Origin of the sequence: Desulfosporosinus paludis (assembly GCF_045689965.1) — a bacterium.
Classification (GTDB): domain Bacteria; phylum Bacillota; class Desulfitobacteriia; order Desulfitobacteriales; family Desulfitobacteriaceae; genus Desulfosporosinus; species Desulfosporosinus paludis.
Genome location: NZ_CP144211.1, coordinates 5,320,284 through 5,345,802, shown reverse-complemented (window position 1 = coordinate 5,345,802; position 25,519 = coordinate 5,320,284). Strand labels below are relative to the sequence as shown.

The window sequence follows — 25,519 nt, the reverse complement described above, 5'->3', positions numbered from 1 at the left end:
CTTCTTACAATAACCCCCAATTCAACTTGCTACTAAATTTGCTTTCTTGGCATATCGTTCCACTCCAGTGCGATTATCCCCTGAAGCTAAGTTTTGACCTATAGGATATATGGTTGAGAGTCCGACTATCGCGAAACGCCTCTATTTAAGGATACGAACTTTCGCCTTGAAAAGTGTCAATCATTAATCAGGCCATTTTCCATAGCATACCGAACAAGTTCGGCTCGCTTGCGCAAGTCGAGCTTCTCCATAACACGGGTTTTATAGGTTTCAACCGTTTTTATACTAATATGAAGAAGGTCTGCGATATCTTGGTTTGTGTGCCCTAAGGCCAAATATTTAAGCACTTCTCGTTCTCTATCGCTAAGTCCTTTTTCTCTCTTTTCTTTACGTACAGGTGTTTGAGGAGCGACAATCTGATATAACAGTGCCCCAGCCATTGGAGGATAAATATAGAGTTCTCCGCGTGAAACCGTTCGGATGGCTGAAAGCAGTTCCACATCTGCAGCCTTTTTTAAAACATACCCCTTTCCCCCAGCTCGAATAACGGCCTTCATATACTCTTCGTCATCATGCATGGTTAAAACCAGAATCTTAGTCATCGGGTGCTTCTCCAAGATAAGTCCTATACAATCTAAGCCACTGATCTTTGGCAAAGTTAGGTCTAGTAACACTAAATCAGGTAGGGTCTTCTCGACCATCTGAACTACTTCTTCCCCGTCAGCTGCTTCACCAACAACTTCAAAATCCTCTTCAAGGTTTAGTAGAACCCGCAACCCCGCCCTCAGAACAGCGTGATCATCGCCTAATAAAATTCTCAGTTTCTTTTCAGACATGAAGCTCCTTCCTTCCCTGCCCTTGATTCATGTTCACAGGAATCTTAATAAAGACTGTTGTTCCTATCCCATTTTGTGACTCAATATTAAATGTTCCTCCCAGTAACGCTGCCCTCTCCTGCATGCCGAAAAGTCCAAGTCCCTGTCCAGGTTGGGCAACGGCTTGATTTAGATCAAACCCCTTACCATTGTCTTCAACAATCGCTAAAACCCAGTCTTCTCTCCAATCCAGCAAAACAGATACCGTACTGGCCTCAGCATATTTTGCTACATTAGTTAAAGCTTCTTGAACAATTCGATAAAGCGCAACTTCAATCGCGGCAGAAACACGATATTCCTGGAACCCATTGACATTAAAATCTATTTCTATCTCGAATTTCATCTCATATTCCCGAATATAACGATCGAGAGCCGGTACCAATCCCATATCGTCTAGTACACTAGGCCGAAGCTCCCGTGCAAGGTGATGAACTTCTTCTAACGTCTGCGAAACGATCTGACGCATATCTTGCAAACGATCCCCTACAGCACAAACGGAAGCTTCAGACTCTAAAACCTTTATTCCCACCATGAGGGATGTTAACGCCTGGCTTGTTTCGTCATGAAGTTCTCTTGAAATTCGTTTTCGTTCCTCTTCTTGAGCTGTCATTACTTTTTCTAAGAGTTGAAGACGCATCTCTTCCTTTTCCTTAAGTGCACCCATCAATTTTTCACGTTCACGATGGTTTTGACTTAGAGATACCGTCATTTGGTTAAAAGCTTCCGTCAAAACTCCTATTTCATCTTGAGAATGGACAATTCCCTGTACATCAAGTTCGCCTTTCGTCACTCGCTGTGTTAAAGCGACCAACTCGCGGATCGGTTGCGTTAACACCCGTGTCAGCAACACCGCAGCGATAATACCTAGGGCCGAGACAAAAAGCGCAATTAGCAAGAGATTCCACGTCATCTGAAGCACCGCTTTTTGTAACCCGTTTTCATTCATCCCCACCCGAGCGACTCCCAGCTTCCCATTCAAAATAGGGACTGCAACATCACGAACAATTCCTACTTCTGTGCGGAAAACCGTTAAATGATAATTGTCTGTTCCCGCCACAGCATTTGCTTTCAGCAGTTCTTTGGGAAAGGCTTCACCAAACGTATGCGCCAAAACATTCCCTTGGGGATCGACGACGAATAGATACAGGATATCCTGATTATTTTTTAGTGTGTTTTGCAGCAATTCGTAAACAGCATAGTCGTTATTGATCAATAGTTCATTGGTCGCTCTTGCCGCAACATCGCTCCCGATCGAAACGGCTCTCTTATCAAGTTGATCTCGCAAATTGTTCGTTAAGATGTTTCCCATCTGCCAAACAATCATACTACTCAGAAGCAGAACGACCCCAACAACCAAACCGAGTATCTTATATTGCACACGGACACGTTTAAGGACACCCGTCGCGTACTTCACCAAGCTATTTATCTGCAACTTTTGGTTTATCTCTTTAAGCCTATATTTCAAACCCATAAGCCCTCCAATTCTATCATCCGCTGACTGACCCGAGCAATCCCTGCAGATCATTTCTTTTGATCAATCGCGGAATTTGCGTTAACCATAGACTGTATGGGTTCATACGCAACATCAGTGGGTAAAACAAAACGATCATATAATAGTGCTTTCAGGGCCTTCTTACCAACAGGATCATTATCCATTTGCAACAACGCTTCCAGTAAAGCCGCTTTGAGATGAGTGTCAATATTTTTATTAACCACAACCGGAGGGCTTCCGACCTCCGGAGACTCTGCAATAATCCGAATTTTCGTTGCTAATGAAGGATCCTTAGCTACAGAAAACTGATATACCAGAGAGTCTATCCCCGCAGCTGATACTACATTATCCAAAACAGCCTTGATTGAATTATCATGACTGTACGTATAAACAACTCGTTTAAAGAAGTCAGTCGGTCGACTGTTTAAAAGCGTTACCATATACGTTGGGGCAATCGTCCCTGAAAAAGAAATGGGGTCCGTGAAGCCAAACACTTGACCCTTAAGATCTTGAAAAGACTGAAACTTACTATTCGAACTTACGATAATATAAGACTGGTATGTGGATTTCCCATTCACCTCGGGAACTGCCAACAACATGAGATTTTCTTGTTTTCCTGATACATAGGCACCTGAACAAATAAAGGCTATGTCAACTCCGTTGTCCCGAACCAGGTCATTAATCTCCTTATAACTCTGGCGTTGAACTAATACAACAGGTCTACCAATTTTTTTCTGGAGATATTCTGCCAACGACTGATAATTTTCCAGCGTTTCACGAGGAGACAAAACTGAAGAAATCCCGACCCTTAAGACATTCTGATTTTCCATGGGCAGTGGATTCGTAAGTGAAGGATCTTTTGATTGTTCAATACTAACCATGGGTAAATGGTCAGTTGCTTGACATCCCACGAGCACAAACATCGCTATGACAAGGGTAATTACCAAGCTAAAATGATGCCCAATCTTATATCTTCTCCAAAAATCCATTTCAGTCCCCCCAAAAACATTACAGCTACTCTATACGCTAGTATTCGTTTATACCTCTAAATCTCCTGCACCTTTAGTGCCTACTTCTTCAAATTCCCTGAAACATCATGACATTTGTGGCAATCATTTGAGGACTGGGCTTCAGGGTCTTGCTGACAACCGCTTCCATACACTAGTGGAATAGGATATTTCTTTCCCGTGTCTTTAAGAGTTAAAACCCAACCCCCAGCTTCTTGTCGTATATACGGCAATTCTTCTCCTTTATCGGTTTTCAGAATTTGATCCCCTGTGTTCATTCTCGGAAAATTCGTATTGACTTGTTCTTCTTCAAAAGCAAGGTCGTCTGGCGTACCAACCGTCCAGGCCAAAGGGCGTCGTTCCTTTGTTCCATGGCAGTCGTAGCATTGGATTTTCAGAGACTGATATTCCGTAGCATAGAAATGTCCATCACCCATAACCTCTTGCCGAGTATGACAGTCAATGCAATCCAGCTCTACTTCGCACTTTGTAAAAACCATTCCAGGTTGATAGACATTTTTCAATCGGTCACTTGGAGTTTCTTTGCTTGATTCGGAGGAAGTTTTGACACGTGCTAAATCAGGTCGTGGGTCAAACTGTGTGTTATAGAGGTTAGGCATCCCCTGATTATGACATTGATTGCATTGGGTATATGGAATCTGAGTAGTTAGGCGATGCGTGAGACCATGTCCAGCCGTTCCTTTTACAGTAACATCTTGCCCCTGATAGGTATGGTTCCAACCCGTAAGAACATGGCAGCTTTCACATCCATTTGCCGAGGAAGCTTGTTCAGGAAGTTTTCCATTGCTCTGATGGCATACTTCTAAACAATTATCTAACAGTTTCTGTTCAAGGGGTTGACCATTAAACGGCGAAGGGACCTGTGAAGCAATTTCTCCAGACTTTATCGAAATCTTGGGAGATTTATCAAGGCCATGCATATAGCGAATCATGGAAAGTTCACCTCCTTTATTCACCATTAAAGAGGATTGGACTAAGTCAACTTGATTATCCTCAGATCGCGTATGCCCAGAATGGCATTGAGCGTTCGAAGTTTGCGAACCGCAACTTAATTGGCTGACCTCTAATCGCCCAGGGTGCCCGGCTCCATACATTCCTGCATGCGCTACATTTTGATCGAGAGAAAGTGCATTTCCGCCGTGACAAACTACACATCCCAATGCCTGCGACGGATGAGAATCCGAAATTTCCTCAATTCCCAAATGGCAAGTCTGACAGTGTTCTATTTTCCCATTCGTTAGAATCAATGTTTTGATCTCTGGTTTTTGCTCTTTCATATTATCACGTTGTTGCTCTAAAGCTTTCTTAAGCATAGGATTTTGAGTTGCCTCTAGCTTACTCTCGTATTGAGCTATTTGAGATTGATAATATTTGATTTGCCACATTTCCCAGCTTGGATGGCTATTTACCCAAATGACCCTCGAAAATATTGCCATAATAAGCAAAACAAAGCCGAGAAAAAGCCATGCGAGGCCTGTTCCCTCTTTTATCTGGGGCAATAAATCTTTACGCATTGGGAATTCACCTCTTCTACGATATAAAGAAAACCTGAGTATTAAAGAGTCCTCTTAATGATTCTATCTATGGATTTCTTCACATGGATTTCCTATAGAAACAATGGGATGCCCATCGGACAACTGGACAGTTTCCATATTTTCATGAAGCAAGGTTTTAAGGGGAATATGCATGACACGAGCAGAGGTACGCATCGCCCAAATTTGTGTTGCTACTAAGAGCACAGAGTAGAGAATACCTGCCAAATGTTGCTCTCCTAGGTTTCCCGTTATAAGCTCAGGCCAATTATATGCCTGAATTATGACCGTTGAACTGAGCCAAGTATCATGCGCTTCCGGAAATAGGGTATATGGAAGGTAACCGATGGCAAAACCAATAAAGCCAATCAGTGTATTACCGTAGAGAAGCCCCAGTCGCATGTAAGAGCGGATTTCGCATCCTATTAACGCTACTGCCCCAAAACCCAGCATCGCTGCTCCTAGCAGATGACCTAGGTTAAGCTGATCTTTGACCGCTATGTGATGCCCTAAAGGGATCCCAAAGCCAATCCAAGCGATAAGAACAAAAATATTGGTTATAACGATAGCTGTAATCACCCCTATGAAGGGGAACATTCCCTTAAATAAGGTTTGAGTAATCTTAGGCAAACCCAAAGTTTTGAACAATTCGTCGTTCCTATGTAAAGCCGGCGATAGTTCCAGAGAAACCATAGCGCATTCAGTGCCAAAACCACTCTTGGCCATCGCTATTCCAGCTAAGAGGCCAGCTAAAAGTGTAATAGTTGGATAGGCCCACCCAGCCTGCGAAAATCCCATTGTATAAACAGGGTTAAACACTCCGTTCCAAACTGCTACCCCAACCATAAGGACCAAAAACACTACGCCAATCCAGCGCCAAGGGTCCCGCCATGGCCGATACTTAGGTTGATATCCCATACCCTCTTCGTCCCAGCCCCTCAATTTTGCCTTTTCCACATAATACCGGGTTTCCTGATGTTTAAAATAACCAGCTAAGCCTAACTTGGTCAATAACATAAAGGTTAACATTCCACTTAGGCTCATGACTGCCACAACCACCCAACTATCAATCTGCATCAGGGGAATTCCTCCAAGTAAATGATAGAGGGTACACCCTCCAGCGAGACGGGTACCATAACTAAAAATGATTCCTCCGATGAAGGAAACAAGAAGCATTTTTTCATCATACTTTACCCAACTTCGAAACTCGCCTTCCATTAGTCCTACCAGACTTCCCCCTAAAATCATTCCGATAATTGGCCACCAAACATCCGGTTGAAAAACCTGTCCATACCAATTCGTCTTTCCGCCAAATAGAAACACCTCTAGTCCCCGAAACATTTGCCCTAGTCCTGCAGTTACACGTAAAGGATCTATGACAGCACGACCATAGATTTGATAATCCCTTTGAATATCGACGAGGATGAAAAGAATTTGCGCCAGGCCAAATATCAGGCCGGCCCAAAAGAACGACCACTGTTTTGTTACCGCTTTAAGCATTTTTTCTCTCACGATGATCGCCTCTTTGTTTTTTCTTTTGTTAACATTCCATACATTCTCAATAATGAGGTACAGCCCTTGTTTGAAAATCACAAACAAGGGCTGTTTTTCAAACAACCTACGTTTCTTCAGTTTAACAGCCGCCTATGCTTTCTGTAACCTCACCATTCCCCATACTTTTCCATTGTTCCATTCCGCCGACAAGAACTTTTACTTTATTGGGGTCATAGCCTTTCTGGGTAAGTGTTTGCCAAGCAGTGAAAGAACGTGATCCATTTAAACAGACAAGTATAACCTCTTTACCCTTGGCGATTTCGTTTAAATGATTTGTTAAATTTCCTAAGGGTATATTCACCGCTTTCGGTACATGACCTGTGGCATATTCATTGGGTTCCCGGACATCAACGATTTGCCAATCGTTTTTAGCTTTAATACCTGCATCAAGCTGGCTCGCAGATATCATAGACCCCGAGGGCAAAGTCTTTTCGGCGGAACTCGGTGATCCATTTGTTAATCCAGAGGATTCTGAAGCAGCCGGAGAGGGAGAGACCGGTTGTGAAGTGCCAGCAGTATTAGGTGATGAGGGTACTTTAGTTCCACATCCGACCAAGAAGATTATAAATATTACGCCTAGAAGGATCGACATTACCTTCATTCAAACATCACCACTTATTTAAAATACCAGGAAGGGGCCCCTACATCGCATAAGATGAAGTCCTGAGTTTTAGTTAAACGTATTCACTAATGCTTCTTCTTCCCGAAGAAAAGCCCGAAGTAACTTCGCCGTTCCCCGGTAGAATTCAGTTTCAGATTTATTCTCAATGTTACTGAGTAATTCAAAAACCCAGGGACGAAGATGCTTTACAAATATCTGTTTTTCCCATTCTAAGAGTCTTTGCATTTCATCTTTATTTTCTCGTCGTTCCGAAACTAGCCGACAAAGGTTGCCCATAAAGAAAAGCTCAATCGCAATATGATCCGGAATAAGATCCCATCCTTCAGCTAATTGAATTTCCCATTCTTTCAAAATTCGATACATATCCTGCGCGGGTTCCTGCCATAAACGGCCAAAGGTTCCATCCACATTACGGTGCGTATAGCATGATTCGTAAGGAAAGATTAACTTTGCCCCCGGTACGCTAAAAAGGGCGTCATGGTCCAACTGAACCTTTTGGAAATATTCTGTCTCGTGTGCCGCTTGATTCAAGGCTGTTAATAGTTCTTCCTTTCCCTCTACATCAGGCAACCCGCTGCTCAATGGTGCTTGAAAATGAGGATTTAACCAAGATACATCCAATTTACGGGCTAAGGCATCCGCGAAAAAGTTATAAAGAATAGCTCGTGTCCCTGACTCTTCAGCAAGTTCGAGATACATAGCTGGCTCAATCATTTTTTCACTCTTTTCATCGAATAATTTTACATTCTACATCTTAAACACCTTAAGGTAGTTGTTAAAATGCTCATTTATAGCGAATAGTGCAGGATATCCCCTGCACTATTCTATTGATTTATTTTAAGATAGTTTTACTTAGGCCTTCTCGACTTTGACGCGAGAATCGTAGAATGAACAACTGCCACCGATTTTATCTTCTAAACAAACATTGCCGATTGAATCATCGACCCGCAGAGCATAGTTGATATTGACTCCTGTCCCCCGCTTCTTATCTCCTGCAATGGTCTTGCCGTCAATAACAGAATCAATTGCTCCATAGTGCCAGTGACCATAACTCGCGCAGACTGTAATAACGCCAGGACGAATACCGGGACGTAAACGGACTTTTCCCTTAACCCCTTCTTTATTGCTCGGGCTGCTGACTTTAACCATATCCCCGTCCGTAAACCCTAATTTTGCCCCTTCATCATTATTCATTTCAATAAAGTTTTCGGGCTGGATTTCCGTTAACCAGGGGGCTGAAATTGTTCGGCTATGGGAATGGAAAGCCTGTTTATACGTCGTAGCGGTAAAGTCATAACCCTCGTCCTTAAAGATCTGATCTTTGGCATCTCTTACAGGGTAATATTGTGGAATTCCATCAAAATTCTTACCGGTCATGGAGTCTTTAGTGGTTGCCACTTTCTCAGCGTAAATCGTGCAAAGACTTGCTACCTTGTTCTTCATCATCGAACCATCGTAGGCTCCTCCGGCATCAAATACGCCCCCGCGATCCATAATATATTTAACTTGAGCTTCCTCTGTAGCACCGGGTATTTTACCATATTGGCTGGCAAAATTCGCTACCAGCTTAAGGTACCAATCCTCTTCTTTGTTAAGCGGTATACCGGCTCCAAAACCATTGTCTCCAAAGCCTGGAAGATTCATTTTCTTAGCAATGTCAATAAACATATTTTCCACGGATTTTGCTTGCGGAAAAACATGAGTCATCGGTTGGCGAACATCTGCCACTAGGCCAAGAATCGTTGGAGCGGCTCCAAGAGCATTCCATTGCTCTAAGTAGGTAACATCCGGGAGAATATAATCGGCAAACATCGTGGTATCTCCGATGACGATATCGCTGGAAATAAGCAGTGGTATCTTCTTAGGGTCCTTAAAGGCGCTAATAATTCGATCTTTCATGCCTGGGATGGAATAGGCCGGAGTTGCCATATGGAACCATAAAATCTTAGCAGGATATGGATAACCATCAATAACACCTGCAACAACTTCTTGATAGACATCCCCCGTGAGAGGGAACCAAGGACGTTTTGCCGGATATCCATTCTTCTTAAACTCGGTTGAATCCTCATAATTAGCTTTTTCCCGAGAAATCCGGACCCCTGTCATTTTTACGGCTCCAGGGAGCAGTTTGGCTACTTGATATTTTCCGTTTTTATCGCCCATATAACTAAGAGTGCTACCGCCTGATTGATAACCACCCCGGTGATCGACATTACCCATTAGCATGTTGAGAATACATATCGTACGTCCATTCTGGAAACCATTGGTATGCTGTACCGGCCCACGGTAGAAATCGGCAACTGCCAGTTTGCCATAGGAAGAAAATTGATCCGCTACCCGCACGAGTTGCTCTTGTGGAATTCCGCAAATTTTAGCATACTCGTCTAAAGTTCTTTCTTTAGAACGCTCAGAGAGTAATTGGAAGACGGTTTTGCATGCAATTCCATTGGAGGAAGCCTCTCCAAGCAAGTCAGAGGCATTCGTTTTAGCGGCAAGCGAAGGGGTTCCTCCAACCAAAACAACATAATCGTCTTTCGTACCACCCAGACCGGCTTCATCACCACGGAGATACTTTCCGTTATCTGTACGAACAAGATACGTTGCATCAGACCAACTTGACTCTCCTCTAAGTGCTGCTGCATCTTTAGAGGGAGCCTCCAAGAAGGCTTTATCATAACGCTTGTTGTCGATAATCCACTGAATCATGCCTAATACAAGTGCTGCATCACTGCCTGGCAGAACAGGAACCCATTCATCAGAATGCGAGGCGCTGACGGAAAAGCGCGGGTCCACTGTGATTAAGCGACCTCCTTTGATGCGGAAGTCTGCTAACTTTCTGCTCAGACCATTCATTGGGAAGTTCGCTTCGCCATAGTTGGCACCAAAATTCATAATCAATTTGGCATTTTCAAAGTCCGGCTTCATATGCGTTTTACCCGCAAAAGTATTTGCTGTAGCAATATGATGGCTTTGTTCACAGACAGTTGTATGCTCAAACCAATTAATAGAACCAAAGGAATTATTAACAAAGCGTTTGACCAATTCTGCACGGCTGTTTTCAATCCGACCGGCTAAAAATACGAACTGATTCGCTTTTGGCCCGAGTTCCGGTGCCTCCGGGTCAATTGGCGTGGATAAATCACGGACTGAGCGCAAGCCCTCGACATTCCCCTCGCCAAAAAGATTGCCGCCCTCGATGATCTCTTTATAGGCCTGATCCCAACTGATAGCTTGCCACTTGTTTTCTCCCCGTTTGCCAACCCGCTTTAACGGCTGCTGAACCCGTAAGGGATCATAGAGGAGTTGTAACCCTGCTTGCCCGCGCGGACAGAGTTTTCCGGCAACTTTGCGGGCTTCTTTAGGATCGGTAGAGTATTTAATAGGATCATTCAGAGTCATTGGACTATAGGGATTGCCATCTAATTTGATAACAACACCATCTTTGACCTTGCCACGTAAACTACAGTCACTCCGACAACCTAAGCAGGTTGAATAGATAAAACTAACACCTGGGTCTGTATCCAAAGCATCTTCAGCGGGAGATCCCTCTGTCCAACTGGGGATGGTTTTCTGCGTAGTACCTCCAAAGGCTAACGGCGAAATGGCCATCGTGGCTCCTAAAGCAGCAGCTGCCTTTAAAAAATTTCGGCGTGTTGTTTTCATATTATTGAGCTACCCCCTTCGTGGCTTGACTTGTCAATTTAACTACAGCACCCGGACGATTCATCGGCAAGACAGCATAAAGGAATGAAAGTACCACAGTTGTCGCTACAGCTAAACCGATAACAATGGTAAGATCGTGTCCTGAAACAACATACTCCAGCATCCTGCTGCCAGTCAAAGGGAGTTCTTGTCCACCGATTACCAAGTTGATGCGCATCGCCAAAACCCCAATAATCGTTAGCAAGGATGTGACAACCACAGCTGGTATACTTTGGCGGGCTTTCTTAGAAAGGAGGATCAAGAGAGGAAGGAGCATCCCTAAACCATTTTCTAAGCCCAAGAAACTCCAGGCATCTCCGTGTAACAGGTAGTAGGCTGCTGCATAACCCGATTCACTAGAATACCAAAGTACAATAAAGTAAATAATCATCAGAGCCCCATCGATGACAATAAACCATTTCATAAGATTGGCAATATCAGGAATGAGGGATTTAATATCGTCACTGACTCTGCCAAATTTAAATTTTTCAACCAGCAAGAGCACAATGATAAAGAGTCCTGTTCCTGATACCATAGCAGACATCAAAAAGATAATTGGCATTAAAGGTGTATGCCATATCGCCCGTGCTTGGACATTACCTAGAATGAAACCCGTGTATCCGTGAACAGCCAGGGCCAAAGGAACACCCACTGTTCCGAAAAACTTAGACTTCTTCTTGTCATTTTCTTTGGCCGCAGCAGACATGTCAGTCTTACCAAAGAGTAAGAAGCGATAAAGTCCTGCTTTAAAGCCTGTTCCATTCATATCATTGACAAAGTCCTGACGGAACATATACCAGGCATAGATGAGTAAACAAATTGGATATAAGACAAGAAGATAAACACCCCAAGACATTGCCGAGGTTGGATTGACGTGTAAAAAAAGATTGAGTGCGCGACCAGGCTGTTCCAGATCAAACAGCAGGTGTAAGGGCGCAAAGATCAAAAGAACAATAGCCATCAGAACACCAACTTTGGAAACCTTTTTGTATTTCTCGATCCCGAATACAGTCCCAAGACTAGTGAGAATAAAAGAACCCGCGCTCATACCGGTGTAGTAAAAGTATACGGCGATCAGCAATCCCCAGTAAATTTGATGATTAGTATCAAATAAATGAACTGTCGTCATTACTTTCCACCTCCTACGATGTTAAGGAGATTTGGCCGTAGAGCTATCTCATCAGCGCCAATATAATACGTCTGTGGACGGTTGTTCGTCTCTGGCTTACTAACATTCACGGATTGAGTGGCCACGAGTTTAAATACCTCGCTCGTTGGATCGTTAAGGTCCCCAAATACCCGAGCTCCAGAAATACAGGTATTAACACAAGCAGGTTGTAACCCGGCCTCTAGCCTTTCGTGACAATACGTGCATTTTTCGGCGGTCTTTCTCACAGGATTGATAAACCGGGCATCATATGGACAGGCCGCAATACAATACTTACAACCAATACAACGATCATAATCAATTAAAACAGTGCCATCCTCAAGCTGATATGTTGCTTTCACAGGGCAAACATTGAGGCAGGATGGATTCTCACAGTGATTACATAGTCTTGGTAAACGATGACGGGATACATCGGGGAATTTACCCGTCTCTAATTCGTCGACCCAGTTCCTGAAGACGCTTAGAGGTACATTGTTTTCGCTTTTACAGGCCACTTGGCAGGCATGACAGCCCACACATTTGCGCAGGTCTATCACCATGGCATAGCGTTTTCCCATTGTCTCATCTCCTTCAAAAATAAGTGCATGCCACCTTCGCCAAATACGGGCAGGCGCAGATTTCCGCACCCTATCGGTTCCAGTCTAGAAATAGCCGGAACTCGGAGGCAGATGAAATATTTCATCAATTTAAATTTTAGATTATTCTAGGATACTTACTAGCAGGTAAACTCCTGATTTATCTACTCAAAACCCCCATAAAGTTTAAGTACTATGTCAGTGATTTTCCTTACAAAGTAGTCCGTTTCCCTATAGCAATAAAGAGAGCGCACTTTGTACGCTCTCTTTATAATTACTGTTAATGCGGAAAGTAGTTAATCTTTTTATAATTGCCCTTCTTCGACGAAACCTTTAGCATTATCTTTTGCAGTATCTTTCTGAGTTCCAATACTTTAACTATTTGAATAGGTTTTCAATAGCTACCCGTTCCAGAGAGTTGGTAAACATTAAGATTAGTGATTTAGACCTAGAAAACTGTAAAGTCCGTTTACAAGTATTTTGCAGTAATTGACTCCTTGCAGTTTCTCAAGTTACCAGGTGTTCCTTCAAAAAGAATCTGTCCGCCTCTGCTGCCGCCCTCAACACCTACGTCAATAATCCAATCGGCATTACGAATTACATCCAGGTTATGTTCTATGACAATTACTGTATTGCCTTTGTCAACAAGACGGTCAATAATAGTCAAAATACCGGTAATATCGGACATATGTAACCCAGTTGTAGGCTCGTCCATTATATAGATATTGCCCTTTTTGCTTAATTCCTTGGCAAGCTTTAAACGTTGACATTCTCCGCCGGAAAGGGTGTCTAACGGCTGTCCCAGCGTCATATAATGCAGACCGACATCGACTATATACTTCAGCTTATTTTTGATTTGTTTTTGAACAAAAAAATCAACCGCTTCTGCAATGGTCATATCAAGTACTTCAACAATGGTCTTACCATTGTATTTATACTCCAAAGCCTCATGCTTATACCGTTTACCGCCGCATTCCTCACAGATGGTTTCAACAGAATCCATGAAAGAAAGATCTGTTTCTATATAACCTCGCCCTTTACAAGCCTCGCATGCACCCTCTGAATTATAACTGAATAATCCAGCGCTTACTTTGTTTCCATCAGCAAACAATTTTCGTATTTCATCCATGATGCCAGTAAAGGTCGCTGGATTTGAACGTAAATTTACACTGACTGCGGACTGGTCGATAATGATGGCATCTTTAAATTCCTTTGCAAAGACACCATTAACAAGCGTAGACTTGCCGGAGCCAGCAACTCCTGTAACAACAGTGAATATACCTATAGGTATTCGTGAACTGACATTTTTCAAATTGTGTAAACTACTCTTTTTCGTTTCATAGAAATCTTTACTTGTCCTTGGCTTACTCTTAATCGGCAAGCTCCTGACCATATATTCTCCTGTAAGCGTCTTGGATTTCAGAAGGTCGCTATAGCTGCCCTCAAACACGATCCTACCGCCGTTTGAGCCTGCTTGTGGCCCAACATCGACGATGTAATCGGCAACCTTTATGACATCAGGGTCATGCTCTACCACGATTACCGTATTGCCTTTATCTCGCAATTTAACCAGCAGTTCGTTAAGCCTGTGCACATCTCTGGGGTGTAATCCGATGCTTGGCTCATCGAAAATATACATGACATCCGTCAAGCTGCTGGTAAGGTGCTTGACCATTTTAACACGCTGCGATTCACCGCCGGATAATGTGGAAGTTTCTCTATCCAAGCTTACATAATCCAGCCCAATCTGTATTAAATCATTCAACCGCTCAGTCAGATTTTTAATAATAGGCTTTACGCCATTATCATTAATTTTTTGTATTAATTCCAGAAGCTCATCCACCTGCAGAGCCGTAAAATCTGCAATAGAATATCCCATGATTTTCGACGTTAATACACTTACGTTATATCGTTTGCCCCCGCAATCATGGCACTGCTGTTCAGTGACGAATGGCTCAATTTTCTTTTTTGATGCCTCCGATTTTTCAAACTCGGTTTTGATGTTCTGCATTATGAATTTCTCAACCAGACCTGCATATGTGGTGTTTATTCCTTCAATGACCGAATTAATTTTCTCCGGTTTACAATATACAAGCTTGTCATATTCCTCTTTGGAATAATCTTTGATTTTTTTGTCACAATCAAAAAAGCCTGATGAGGCATACATTTTCCACTGCCAATTACCCGGTTTGTAGCCCGGCAACAAAATCGCCCCTTCGTTTAACGACTTTTCTTTATCCAAAGCTTTGTCAAGATCAAGTGTTACTATCCTTCCGATCCCCTCACAGATCTTGCACATTCCATTTGGGTCATTAAACGAAAAATAATTGGAAGGGCCAATATGCGGCTGCCCGATTCGTGAAAACAGCAGTCTGAGTAATGGATTGATATCCGTTATTGTACCGAGAGTTGAACGTGAGTTGCCGCCTATCCTCTTTTGATCAACCGTAATCGCCAACGATAGGTTTTCGATGGCATCAACATCCGGATGACCATGCTTGGGTAAATAAATTTGAATAAATTTGCTAAAGGTTTCATTCAATTGCCGGCCAGCTTCCTGGGCAATCGTGTCAAATACAATCGATGACTTGCCCGACCCTGACACTCCAGTAAAAATTGTTATTTTCTTTTTCGGGATCTTCAAACTGATATTCTTTAAGTTATTCTCACGTGCACCTACTATCTCGATATACTCATGTTCCATATTCGGTCTCCTTATGTGTCAAAGCCGAGTTCTTCTTAAACTAACCATTAGAGTCCGTCTGAAGCCCTTATGACTTTAAATCTTTAATATTTCTACCATTACTTGATGGCTCATTTTTTTACATCCTGGATTGCACTTTCATATGAGTCTATAAATTGCGTTTGTCCTCAAGTATACTATCATTCTCAATATTCAGTATTTCTGTTGAAGGCTTAAATCTCGTAACAAAATTAGTGTACTCCTCCACAACTCTTTTCATACTTCCAGAAAAAAGGCCTAAAATTCGATTTGTACAAACCAAGCAGTACCGGCAAACATAGAAATTACTATTACGAAAATAGTTCGATAAAGAACGTCGCTATCTATTTTCCCGGTTTTTTCATCTCATTGAATCTTTCTTCGGCGGCCTTAATAGCATCAATACCTGTTTTGCATAGAACATTAATCCCTTTAACGATTGTAACAATGTTAAAAGCTTCCACTAATTCCTTCACTGTTAGTCCCGCCTCAATGGCAGCTACGGCATGCGCCTTAGCTCCACTGGCCTCATCATCCAACGAATCTAATATAGTGAAAATTAGTTCTACTGTCTTCTTTGGTAATTCACCATCCTGAACTGATTTACGCATTGTGAAGTAACCTTCCAAAGCATCCGGCGAATACCTCGATAAAATATCAGCAAAGGGAGGTTCCCATTTAAGTTCCTCTCTGTAATATCTTAAAATATCTTTGCTCTTCTCCACTCACAATCACCTCAAAACAATGGTCATTAAGTTCAGATTAAATAATCCAATTCAAAATGAATATTTTAGCAAATGCAGTTCGTCTTCTTTTAGAAAATTGGTTACTTTCTTTTGGATAGTTCACTTATTTATTTATGATGCAATACTTTTTCGATCTGTCCGAGATAAAATCTATGGAATGTTGATGATTCTTTATAATATTCTTTAAACAACTGCTGCGAATCAAAATTATCCTTTTGTACATCCGTATGATAAACTTTTCTGCACACGAAAATTGTTTTTGCCTCTTCAAAAATAACGGTGTTTTCAAAGGGGATAGGATGCAGCCCTGACTCTGTCACCTTATCACATTCATTGCCATGCATTCTTCCACAGATTTGTAAAGCGGGATGGTGAGGAACATCAAAAAAAGACACCGTAAAGTAATCGTTGTCCTCTAAAAATTGATAGGAATACCTGTCCGGGTGAACATATACCTGCATCATTGGTTTGAGGAAAAATTTTCCACACATAACACCGGTAATAGTCATCATGTTAAATTTGTCCTTCGTTCCGGCAGTTAGAAGCGCCCAATCATCTACTTTGGTAAATGGATTAAAATCAAACTGTCTTAAAGGTATTTCCTCAAAACTCACCAAAATCACTCCTTTGTCTTAAATGGGTCCTCTTCAAAGTTTCCGTAAAGAATTAAAGCAAAGCCAAAAATATTGGCAAAGGGATATCTTTGCCATGTAAAAAAGGCTGCATAGAGGGCATATTGTCTTTGTTACATTAAAGGTTCCTTTGCCACAAAAAGATAAAATTATGACGATAATCAATCCCTTGAAAAAGCAAATAAGATAGGTTTGGTTGAACATTAAATCTGTGGAGACTGCGCTAAATATGCATACTTTCTTGGTCATTCATTGAATATCCATCACTTCGAACATCCGTCATTTTTAATGTATTATCGTTTGTTACAATAGTTTTTAGTTTTTTAACTGTCCCATAAGCTTCTTTCAATGAAAGCTTTTCTCCCCTCCCGGAAATAACCCATAAAGTTTTATATCCCTTAGGGATTGTAAGAAGCTTTTCTTCACCTTTGCCATCGGTAAAATAGACTAACAAATTAACCTTATGATGATTAGCATATTCAAAAACCGGGGTGAATTTAGTGCTTCCTCTTATATTAAGTCTATCTTTTATATCTTTTAGAGATCTGATATTATACACTCGTCTGATTTCATTATCACATTCTATCATCGTAATTTCATGATTATAATTTTTAACGATAGCCAGGACTTCTTTGAGAGCTTGATTAAATTCTTGATCACTGATGCTTCCACTGATATCAAGGGCGACAACAATTTTGGCTTTATGACTCCTGAGTTGACCTCTTAAATCCAATCTATCGGGTTGTCTTCTGTTCCTTCGGGTTATGGTCTTTTTTTTATTGCTTTCAACAGACCCCAACAACCGCTTAAGATATAAATTCCAAGGCAATTCACCCTTGCTGTTTTTAAGAGAGGATACCATACTTTCTAAATAATCTGGAATGCTGCCTTTTTGGGCATTGTCAATAAACTTCTCAGTAAATTCTTGAAGTGTTTTTTCATCGATATCACTGGAATCTTCCCAAATGTCATGGGTTTTTTCAGGATTATAATCGGTTTCTATTTTTTCATCCCTGTTACTGTCATCATCTTCATCGGGAATACTATCATCTGCCTCATCTTCATCTGCTTCCAGTAAGTCCAGGGCAGTTTGAATTTCTTCCACATAATATTCAAAAGGCTTAAAAGGTAGGAGCGTTAAAGAATAATTCAAATTTACCCATTCTAAGGTCATCGAATAGGGTGGCAGATAATCCAAATAGGTATTGACGACGATATTCATTGCCATATTAATTGCTAATCTGCTGTAGCCGCCCTTAAATTCTTGGGCTCTTATTAAATGCAGAGATAATACATGAAGTATTTCATGTTTAATGGTACTTTCCATTTGCTTGAGATTAAGATTCAGAAATATTATTGGATTAAAATATAGAACATAGTTAGCCTTTTTGAAATTCACAGCAGTAGGGCTGCTGATGTCAAATCGTATTTCTCGGGACATTTGCATCAAAAAATAGCCATAGAAATTATCTTTGTCTTCCATAAGACTTAGATTAACTTTATCGACAAGGCTGAAAAATTCTTGTTTAAACTCTAGAGGCATATTAATTTGGGCATGACCATATTGGCGTTTGGCATTAAAAAAATCATTAATAATGAGATCTGCTTTTTCGTAAAGTCCTTTAACCTGGTTATCAAAATAAGTTTCCATAGCTTATCACCTGATTAAACGATAAGATTCAAAATATGATTCGATAAACGCTTCATTTTCTATAGCAAGTTTATACACTTCAGGATAACTGTTTTTTATATCCTTCATGATTCCTATCTTTAAATCCACAGGATATAGTTGTAAAAACTCAATCAGCTTGTTTATATAAAAACTTGAATTATCACGATCATTTAATATGTTTGCTTCTAGGTTTTTGAGAATATTCCTGGCAGATAGATAAAGTCTGGTATGACTTTCGCTATTTACTCTTTCTCCCATGGAATCATTAAGAGAGTTTCCTGAAAAAACATCTTCATAAGATATAAGAGAAGGATAATCGGATTCGACAAAGCTCACAAACTCTTCAGCTATTAATCTCCCGACATTTCCTTTGACAACATTTAAAAACACGGACCTGGGTATGGAATCTTTTTTCTCCTTATATAGTTTATAACTGCTGGAAATTCTCTCATAGCTTCTGGGAGTTGCTCTTAGATCATCTTCATTGATCTTATGCAAATAATCAGGGAAGGTGGAAATAAATTCGGTAACCTTTAGCTCAATTCCGGACTCTATGGCCCAATCGATCCACTGATTATAATCAGGCTCCATGTATAACCAGACAAATCTATTTTCTTGGGCTGCATCCATATCGACAACCTGGTAATCAAAATCCGAACCATATTTACTGGAAGGATTCATAGCGGCTAATATTTTTACACCATCAGGTAACTGATAGCCGTTGATTTCTCTATTTAAGATTAAATTCATAAGCTCCTGTTGTACTGTATGTTCACAACGATTGATTTCGTCGATAAATAAAAGAACTGTTTTCCCTTGAGATATTTCTTCATCGATTTCCCTTAGCTTATGGTGAACGGCATAAACTGTCGCTTTCTTTTCAATTGGGTCTGCTTTATGATTGATGCCTGCATAAGATTCTATCGTTGGCAGACCACCTATCTCACCCTCTTTAAGGAGATTCCCATTGATAACAATTAAACTCCAATGATTTTCTTGAGCAATTTCCTTGGCTAAAGCTGTTTTTCCGATTCCGCTTTCGCCAACGATTAAAGGTACTTCTCCAGTCGATAGTACTAAGTCAACACTTTTTAAGGTATCTGTGAAATTCATGATGTTTCACTCCTACAGCATCTTCAGCTTTTCATCAACAGCTATTTTTTTTGCCTTTTTACTTCCATATTCATAAATAAACATCATCTTATCGCTGGGCATAATGTCACAATCTTTATCGGTACTACAGTTCAAATAATCTCTCACGTAATTTTCCTCAACATCCTCCTTAGATAAGGAGTCCTTTAACACTTGTTCTAATTCCTCTTTAGATATTTCTTTCATAACATATTTAATCACTAAAATATTGGCTTTTAAGAATTCTAAGATTTTACGTTTATCTAACTCATTGATAAAGGTAATAGCCCTCTCATTATGCTTGATAGCTATAAGCTCTGCATTATAGGTTGGAGAATTTATATATCTTAAGGCATCATAACTGATTTTTACTGCCTCTTCTTGTACATGCTCGCAAGGTTCATTAATAAACTTTATGGAATCGTAATTCTTTTGCACCGCTAATAACTGTAACTCCTCACTGGGATTATGAACATATTTAATCGCCCAGCCGGCTTGATTGATCGCTGATTTGATTAACCGATCATTGGGATTCTTAAGATACTCTAAGTTAATCCAGCTATCATTGATCGCCTTGATCATCATATCTTCGGTAGGGTCATTGATAAATTGAATCGCTCGACTGTTATTGTTGACAGCTAATTCCTGCATCTCTCTTGTTGGGTTTTCTATATATTTTAAGGTAAGTCCATTTTGTTTAACGGCCAACAACTTTATCTCATCCGTAGGATTATTTATATAGGCGATAGCATTAGGGTTATTCTTGATCATTTCAATAAGCTTTGACTTTTCCATAATGTTACGTTCCTTCTGCCATTAGTTTTATGATTACTTAGTATAAATAATATACCTTCTAAGTTAAACTAAAGGGAATAGTTATACCATGTATAAAAAAAGGTCTATCAAACCTACTGAAACATGACAGGAATGTAAGAATTAATCTCCAAAACCTGATGGAAATGAGTCCATCGGGTTGATAGAACGGAAATAGCTTCTAAGGGGTTTCGAGGTTTTCAGGAAGGTTCATGTTGTGTTTTATGTTTCCTTGGACGTATGTACTAAGGAAACTTTTTGCTTAAGGGGGCGCACTTCTGCGCATAAATATACAATTGCGCGGAAAGAACAAGAGTTTTGCGCAATTGTATAGGCGCTTTGGGGCAACGTCCCCCTCATCTCCACCAAATAAACTTTTTCAGTCAAGGTGCGTAGAATCCTATAGTATTGATCAGCCCTTTACCCACTTTGCCACCACAAACCCAGGATTTCCTTCCCTTTTCTCCTCGATAGAAAGCGCCTCAGATGTTGTTTGAACATTCGGTGGGAAGAATAGACATTCTCCAATTTGAGCCGATGCACCGATTTGCCAGGAACATATTTCCTCTTTGGTATAAAGAGCAGCACGGGCGAAGACAGAAGTGGGTTTGTTACGAGATGCCTCCGCATAGTATTCACTCCAGGCACTCATGCCGGCGATGACTCCGATCATTATACAGCCCCCGGGCTTTAAACAACTAAAAAGTTTTTTCAAGACTTTTTCTGGTTCAGGTACGAATTCAAAGGCGGTCATGGAAAAAATCCCATCATAAGTTTCAAGTTGATCAAGAATTTCTGTAATATCAGCATGCCACCAGTGAACATGATTAGCTTTTGAAGTGTTCTCCTCAATCGCCGCTATTTTCTTTTGGGCCAGAGCCATCATTTCACCGGAGATATCGACAGCAGTGACCTCATATCCCTCTTGCACAAGCCAGCTCGTATATTGTCCAGTACCACATCCGATCTCAAGAACCTTTGGACCCGGTGCCTTAAACATAGACTGAGCCAAGTGACGTTCAACTTGATCAGATACTGATCCAAGCTCAGTATCATACCAGGAATCATAACGTGGAGCAACGTGGTCAAAAAGTGCTTCGTTCATTTGCAATCATCACCCTTGTCTATAGTTTATACTTTTCGTAGTTCTTATGTCCTATTTCCTATTTTTATTTGTAACTTTCTACTTTTTGCTTTAAATTCCTCCTTCCACTTTCCCTTTTCCTTAAAGTCCGATAATTCAATATGCAAGAATTTGCTAATAGCAAAAAGCACAGGCAAAATAACTTGACCTGTGCTATAAGTGGGGTTAACTCTTCCGTCAGAAGTTGATTCAAGACCATTGTCAACTCAGGAGCTAAATATTATTCTCTTCTAATAATCTTTTATAATAAAAATTACTGGTATATAAAGCTGCGGCAGGATTATGCCCCGTAACTCTGTCTTTAGTAATTAGAGTTGTTACTATTGCTTCAGAATACTTTATGAACAATGAATCATGTCCAACACATAAACCATTAATAACATTTAAGTCCGTTTTAGCTTCATTTAGCAGCTTAGCTTGTAAAACAGGATTGCATATCCCTTCAAAACAATCCTTTTGTAATTTTAATTCATTTGGAATCCCAATTTCCGTTTTATCAACTGAGCCAACTTTACAGATTACACAATAACACTCTAATCCTTTTGCCTTTAAAATTTTGCTGAATATCTTTGCTTCATTAAGTAAGCCAACACAAGTAGCAATCCCTATTTTTTTTGCCCCTATTCGCTTGGCAAAAGCAATAATTTCTTCAGCACGTGTCAATTTACCATAATAAGTACCTTCTATTTCAGCAGCCGTTTTTGCCAGCTTTGCTACTAAGTCATCTCCCTTATACAAATTGAGGCATTCATCAATTAATTCTTGTCGAGTATGAGTAGTCAAACAAAAGCTCGGAAATTTGCTGTCTTGGTGAAAACAATTTGCTGCGCCACAATCACTGCAGCTGAAAGATTTCATTTCCTCTTTATCCATGTTTATCCCTCCAGAATTATATTAGTGATGTGAATTTATTGGATCATTCCCATCGAATACGCTTCACGCAGTTGCTTCTTGTCAATCTTTCCAGTTGAGTTTAATGGGAGTTTTTCCATAAACACAACCTTACGAGGACATTTATAGTTAGCCAAATGTTCACGACAGTGGGAAATTATTTCAGAAGCAGAAGATGTTAGTTCTGCTTTTAGTGCAATGACAGCAAGGGGAACCTCCCCCCTTTTCGCATCGTGAATACCAATAATAGCTGCATCTGCTACTTTAGGGTGTGTGTACAGGCATTCTTCTACTTCACGTGGATAAACATTTAAACCGCCAACAATCAACATGTCCTTTTTTCGATCAACGATAAAAACATATCCATCCTTATCCACTTTCCCTAAATCACCGGTATGAAGCCACCCGCCCTTCAATGCTTCAGCAGTTGCCTCAGGAAGGTTAAGATAACTCTGCATGACATTATCGCCTAGAATACATATCTCACCAACTTCACCAACAGGCATTTTCAGATCATTTTCATCCACAATATTCACGGATACACCTTCTAATGGAAGCCCTACTGAACCAACTTTACGAAGCTCCGGAGGATTCACATAAGATACGGGTGAGGTTTCAGTAGGTCCATTGCCTTCCAAAATGATGATGTTATGCTTTTGTTCATAGGCTTGTATAATCTCTACAGGCATTGGTGCACCTCCTGAGACACATAAGCGCAAGGACGATAAATCATAGTCATTAGTGTTGGCTAATACTGTTAATAGGGCGTTAAACATTGCGGGTACTCCACAAAACACTGAGATATTCCTTTTTTTAATCTCTTTTAAGATAATTCCAGGGTGGAATTGGGCGACAACAGTGATGCTTCCCCCCGTATATATCGGTGCAAGGATAGCTCCCATCTGGCAGAAAGAATGAAATACCGGCAGAATGCAAAGGTGATTATCTTCAAAATTAAATTTAATACGTTTTACAGAGGCAATACAATCGAAGGCTAGATTACCGTGAGATAATAGTGCTCCCTTTGGCCTCCCTGTTGTACCTGACGTATAAAGGCAGGATGCAATGTCTTTATCCTTAATATCCAATTCAACAGGCTTTGATTTTTTATTGATGATGTCCTTATATGACACTATACGATCACTTGAAACTTCACTGCCAATTACAATGACCTTCTTTATGCTTGCTATCTGATTCCATACACTTTGGACAAGATTGATAAATGGCAGAGTTGTAACTAGAATTACGGGATTTGAATCGTTAAGTATATACTTTAACTCTTCACCTTTGAATAACGGGTTGATTGGAATAACAACACCACCCGCTCTTGTTGCCGCAAAATAGAAACGTATAAAATCAGGAGTATTTCCAAGCAGCAACCCTACCATTTGTCCTCGTTTTAAACCTAAATTCAAAAGTCCTTGTGCCAGATTGTCTACTTCATGGTCAAGCTGTTCATACGTAATTTCCTGTTCTTCGAAGTATACTGCTATTTTCTTAGGATGTTCTTTAGCTGTGTTACGTAGAATATTTGCTACTGACATAAATTTCTCCCCCATAACTTTTAAGTACATTAGTATCTATTGTACACTTTTATCAGTGAAACATCATGAATGGTTAACCCGCTTTTGACACAAGGGTCTGTATACTCCATATGGACTCATAGTTCTCTATTGGCAACTAATTTCCCTTCCATATCAGCTTCTATAGGAAAGAAATGGTGTTAGATCATCTTCTAGACATATTCCCATAAAAAATTATCCCTCGATGTTGAACAGTATAGGCCTTTTTCCTAACTGTTTCATTAGAGGGATAATAACTGGTAATTTGTCCTTGACGATGTTATCCAAAATAAGCCAATAATGACTTCTGTTCGATAAAATTAATTCCAATTTATGTTTGGGTCCGTATCAAATCTTACTTGATTTATTTCTTATTACGGAAAGATTTAAAGATACTTTCATGGAAACCCTTCTTATTGAAAATCAGTTACTCGGCATACCTTGCGAGTACAGTCCCTATAAGTAAGGCCCAAGCAGGGGCACTAATATGAAAAAGAGAAATATTAGATGCGGCAATGATAAAAGTAAATCCTGCACTTATTTTCATTGTCGGTTTAGAAAAGCCCGTATATAAGCTATTCCCAAACACACCAAGAAGTGCAAAACCCACCAAAATTGAATCAAATGCTTTGGGTAATGACTGAATCACAGGCACTAGATACCAGGAAAACAAACCGAAAAATACAGTAATAATGCCTGCAACAGCAGAGCCAATATACCTTTTTTCTTTAGGCCCGGCTGCCTCATCTGAACAAATGGCCGACATCATTCCTGCGACGTTAGCAGATTGACCCCCAAAAAAACTTGCAAATAAAGAAAAAATCCCACTATAGGTTACGACTCTATTAACGGGTGGCTTAAAGTTATTTTGTTCTAGAGCACCTAGTCCAACTGCTGCATCATTACTTAAAATAAGCAATGCAAGAGGGATTGAAACAGTTAGAAAACTTAGGGTATTAAATTTTGGCCACTGAATTGTCGGCAAGATAAAAGATGTTGCGAAACCATTAACATTTAAAGGTTTGGTTAAAAATAATAGTACAAATGCCACAGCTATCGCTGCAACCATAGGAGGAACTCTCCGATCCCATTTATTAAACAAAAGATAGGAAATAAGAGCTAGGCCACCTATTACTGGTATCTGACTAATGGAAATAACGAAGTTTACCATATACTGAGTTATCATACCTGCCAACATCGCAGCTATTATTTGTTTGGGGACATATTGAAGTAATTTGGAAAAAACCCCGAAATATCCAGTCAAAAAAATTAGCAACGCTGCGAACATATATGATCCAATTAGCTCATGATAACCGAACTGTGATGTAACCGTTGCTAGGAAGGCAACTCCAGTAATGGAATGACCTGCAGTAATCGGCATTCGATAATACAGTGACATCAAAATACTAAGAATACCACCAAATACATAAACGGCAAACATCCAATAGACGGTTTGTTCTATGGTGAAATTTCCTTTGGCAGCAGCCTCTAAAATGATGGCCGGTGGGCCGGCCATCACCAATAAAGCCGCTACAATTCCAGAAGCAATATTTTTACTGTTCAAATCCCTTAAAGGATTTGAAGTTCCACTCCAATCCCCATGTTCCTTATGTTTAAGCATGCTTATTTCTCCTGTTCATTGTAGAATTCTTCATTTT

At 40.5% G+C, this 25,519-nt stretch carries 20 protein-coding genes; all 20 read right to left on the bottom strand.

What is annotated here, in order from left to right; all coding sequences use genetic code 11:
* Window positions 1-176 precede the first annotated feature (176 nt).
* A complete protein-coding gene (locus VZF35_RS26435) occupies window positions 177-836 on the bottom strand; it encodes a response regulator (protein WP_407309652.1) in 660 nt (219 codons plus the stop codon).
* Window positions 829-2,346: an ATP-binding protein gene (locus VZF35_RS26430; protein ID WP_407309650.1), complete on the bottom strand. Its 1,518-nt coding sequence runs from the start codon at window positions 2,344-2,346 to the stop codon at window positions 829-831. Before VZF35_RS26430 ends, VZF35_RS26435 begins: the two co-directional genes overlap by 8 nt.
* A 50-nt stretch (window positions 2,347-2,396) precedes the next feature.
* Window positions 2,397-3,356, bottom strand: coding sequence for a phosphate/phosphite/phosphonate ABC transporter substrate-binding protein (gene phnD / locus VZF35_RS26425; RefSeq protein WP_407309648.1), 960 nt, complete (start codon window positions 3,354-3,356; stop codon window positions 2,397-2,399).
* Window positions 3,357-3,436: 80 nt separating this feature from the next.
* Entirely contained in the window at window positions 3,437-4,909 is a 1,473-nt protein-coding gene (locus VZF35_RS26420) for a hypothetical protein (protein ID WP_407309646.1), read from the bottom strand.
* 63 nt (window positions 4,910-4,972) lie between these two features.
* Entirely contained in the window at window positions 4,973-6,520 is a 1,548-nt protein-coding gene (locus VZF35_RS26415; protein WP_407309644.1) for a YeeE/YedE thiosulfate transporter family protein, read from the bottom strand.
* A gap of 40 nt (window positions 6,521-6,560) precedes the next feature.
* A complete protein-coding gene (locus VZF35_RS26410; protein WP_407309642.1) occupies window positions 6,561-7,082 on the bottom strand; it encodes a rhodanese-like domain-containing protein in 522 nt (173 codons plus the stop codon).
* 69 nt (window positions 7,083-7,151) lie between these two features.
* Entirely contained in the window at window positions 7,152-7,817 is a 666-nt protein-coding gene (locus VZF35_RS26405) for a molecular chaperone (RefSeq protein WP_407309640.1), read from the bottom strand.
* Between the two features lie 138 nt (window positions 7,818-7,955).
* On the bottom strand, window positions 7,956-10,766 hold the full coding sequence (locus VZF35_RS26400) for a molybdopterin-dependent oxidoreductase (RefSeq protein ID WP_407309638.1): 2,811 nt from the start codon (window positions 10,764-10,766) through the stop codon (window positions 7,956-7,958).
* Window position 10,767: 1 nt separating this feature from the next.
* Complete coding sequence (gene nrfD, locus VZF35_RS26395; RefSeq protein WP_407309636.1) at window positions 10,768-11,934, bottom strand: NrfD/PsrC family molybdoenzyme membrane anchor subunit; 1,167 nt, start codon at window positions 11,932-11,934, stop codon at window positions 10,768-10,770.
* Window positions 11,934-12,530, bottom strand: a complete 597-nt coding sequence (locus tag VZF35_RS26390; protein WP_407309634.1) for a 4Fe-4S dicluster domain-containing protein — start codon at window positions 12,528-12,530, stop codon at window positions 11,934-11,936. The genes nrfD and VZF35_RS26390 overlap by 1 nt, the downstream gene beginning before the upstream one ends.
* A gap of 487 nt (window positions 12,531-13,017) precedes the next feature.
* Window positions 13,018-15,252, bottom strand: a complete 2,235-nt coding sequence (locus VZF35_RS26385) for an ATP-binding cassette domain-containing protein (protein WP_407309632.1) — start codon at window positions 15,250-15,252, stop codon at window positions 13,018-13,020.
* A gap of 362 nt (window positions 15,253-15,614) precedes the next feature.
* Window positions 15,615-15,995, bottom strand: coding sequence for a carboxymuconolactone decarboxylase family protein (locus VZF35_RS26380; protein WP_407309630.1), 381 nt, complete (start codon window positions 15,993-15,995; stop codon window positions 15,615-15,617).
* Between the two features lie 128 nt (window positions 15,996-16,123).
* A complete protein-coding gene (locus VZF35_RS26375; protein WP_407309628.1) occupies window positions 16,124-16,630 on the bottom strand; it encodes a flavin reductase in 507 nt (168 codons plus the stop codon).
* A gap of 241 nt (window positions 16,631-16,871) precedes the next feature.
* Window positions 16,872-18,299, bottom strand: coding sequence for a VWA-like domain-containing protein (locus tag VZF35_RS26370; protein ID WP_407309626.1), 1,428 nt, complete (start codon window positions 18,297-18,299; stop codon window positions 16,872-16,874).
* A 6-nt stretch (window positions 18,300-18,305) separates the two neighbouring features.
* Window positions 18,306-19,433, bottom strand: coding sequence for an ATP-binding protein (locus tag VZF35_RS26365; protein WP_407309624.1), 1,128 nt, complete (start codon window positions 19,431-19,433; stop codon window positions 18,306-18,308).
* Between the two features lie 12 nt (window positions 19,434-19,445).
* Window positions 19,446-20,246 carry a hypothetical protein gene (locus VZF35_RS26360; RefSeq protein WP_407309622.1) on the bottom strand — a complete coding sequence of 267 codons (801 nt, stop codon included), beginning with the start codon at window positions 20,244-20,246 and terminating at the stop codon, window positions 19,446-19,448.
* A 430-nt stretch (window positions 20,247-20,676) separates the two neighbouring features.
* Complete coding sequence (locus VZF35_RS26355) at window positions 20,677-21,369, bottom strand: class I SAM-dependent methyltransferase (RefSeq protein ID WP_407309620.1); 693 nt, start codon at window positions 21,367-21,369, stop codon at window positions 20,677-20,679.
* 252 nt (window positions 21,370-21,621) lie between these two features.
* A complete protein-coding gene (locus tag VZF35_RS26350) occupies window positions 21,622-22,281 on the bottom strand; it encodes a DUF1847 domain-containing protein (protein WP_407309618.1) in 660 nt (219 codons plus the stop codon).
* A gap of 35 nt (window positions 22,282-22,316) precedes the next feature.
* Window positions 22,317-23,873, bottom strand: a complete 1,557-nt coding sequence (locus VZF35_RS26345; protein WP_407309616.1) for a long-chain-fatty-acid--CoA ligase — start codon at window positions 23,871-23,873, stop codon at window positions 22,317-22,319.
* Window positions 23,874-24,288: 415 nt separating this feature from the next.
* Complete coding sequence (locus VZF35_RS26340; protein WP_407309614.1) at window positions 24,289-25,482, bottom strand: benzoate/H(+) symporter BenE family transporter; 1,194 nt, start codon at window positions 25,480-25,482, stop codon at window positions 24,289-24,291.
* Window positions 25,483-25,519: the final 37 nt, after the last annotated feature.

Excerpts from the sequence above, each read along its gene's own strand:
- VZF35_RS26435 (WP_407309652.1), bottom strand. The coding sequence starts at position 836 with ATGTCTGAAAAGAAACTGAGAATTTTATTAGGCGATGATCACGCTGTT.
- VZF35_RS26430 (WP_407309650.1), bottom strand. The coding sequence starts at position 2,346 with ATGGGTTTGAAATATAGGCTTAAAGAGATAAACCAAAAGTTGCAGATA.
- phnD (WP_407309648.1), bottom strand. The coding sequence starts at position 3,356 with ATGGATTTTTGGAGAAGATATAAGATTGGGCATCATTTTAGCTTGGTA.
- VZF35_RS26420 (WP_407309646.1), bottom strand. The coding sequence starts at position 4,909 with ATGCGTAAAGATTTATTGCCCCAGATAAAAGAGGGAACAGGCCTCGCA.
- VZF35_RS26410 (WP_407309642.1), bottom strand. The coding sequence starts at position 7,082 with ATGAAGGTAATGTCGATCCTTCTAGGCGTAATATTTATAATCTTCTTG.
- VZF35_RS26405 (WP_407309640.1), bottom strand. The coding sequence starts at position 7,817 with ATGATTGAGCCAGCTATGTATCTCGAACTTGCTGAAGAGTCAGGGACA.
- VZF35_RS26400 (WP_407309638.1), bottom strand. The coding sequence starts at position 10,766 with ATGAAAACAACACGCCGAAATTTTTTAAAGGCAGCTGCTGCTTTAGGA.
- nrfD (WP_407309636.1), bottom strand. The coding sequence starts at position 11,934 with ATGACGACAGTTCATTTATTTGATACTAATCATCAAATTTACTGGGGA.
- VZF35_RS26390 (WP_407309634.1), bottom strand. The coding sequence starts at position 12,530 with ATGGGAAAACGCTATGCCATGGTGATAGACCTGCGCAAATGTGTGGGC.
- VZF35_RS26385 (WP_407309632.1), bottom strand. The coding sequence starts at position 15,252 with ATGGAACATGAGTATATCGAGATAGTAGGTGCACGTGAGAATAACTTA.
- VZF35_RS26370 (WP_407309626.1), bottom strand. The coding sequence starts at position 18,299 with ATGGAAACTTATTTTGATAACCAGGTTAAAGGACTTTACGAAAAAGCA.
- VZF35_RS26365 (WP_407309624.1), bottom strand. The coding sequence starts at position 19,433 with ATGAATTTCACAGATACCTTAAAAAGTGTTGACTTAGTACTATCGACT.
- VZF35_RS26360 (WP_407309622.1), bottom strand. The coding sequence starts at position 20,246 with ATGGAAAAGTCAAAGCTTATTGAAATGATCAAGAATAACCCTAATGCT.
- VZF35_RS26355 (WP_407309620.1), bottom strand. The coding sequence starts at position 21,369 with ATGAACGAAGCACTTTTTGACCACGTTGCTCCACGTTATGATTCCTGG.
- VZF35_RS26350 (WP_407309618.1), bottom strand. The coding sequence starts at position 22,281 with ATGGATAAAGAGGAAATGAAATCTTTCAGCTGCAGTGATTGTGGCGCA.
- VZF35_RS26345 (WP_407309616.1), bottom strand. The coding sequence starts at position 23,873 with ATGTACTTAAAAGTTATGGGGGAGAAATTTATGTCAGTAGCAAATATT.
- VZF35_RS26340 (WP_407309614.1), bottom strand. The coding sequence starts at position 25,482 with ATGCTTAAACATAAGGAACATGGGGATTGGAGTGGAACTTCAAATCCT.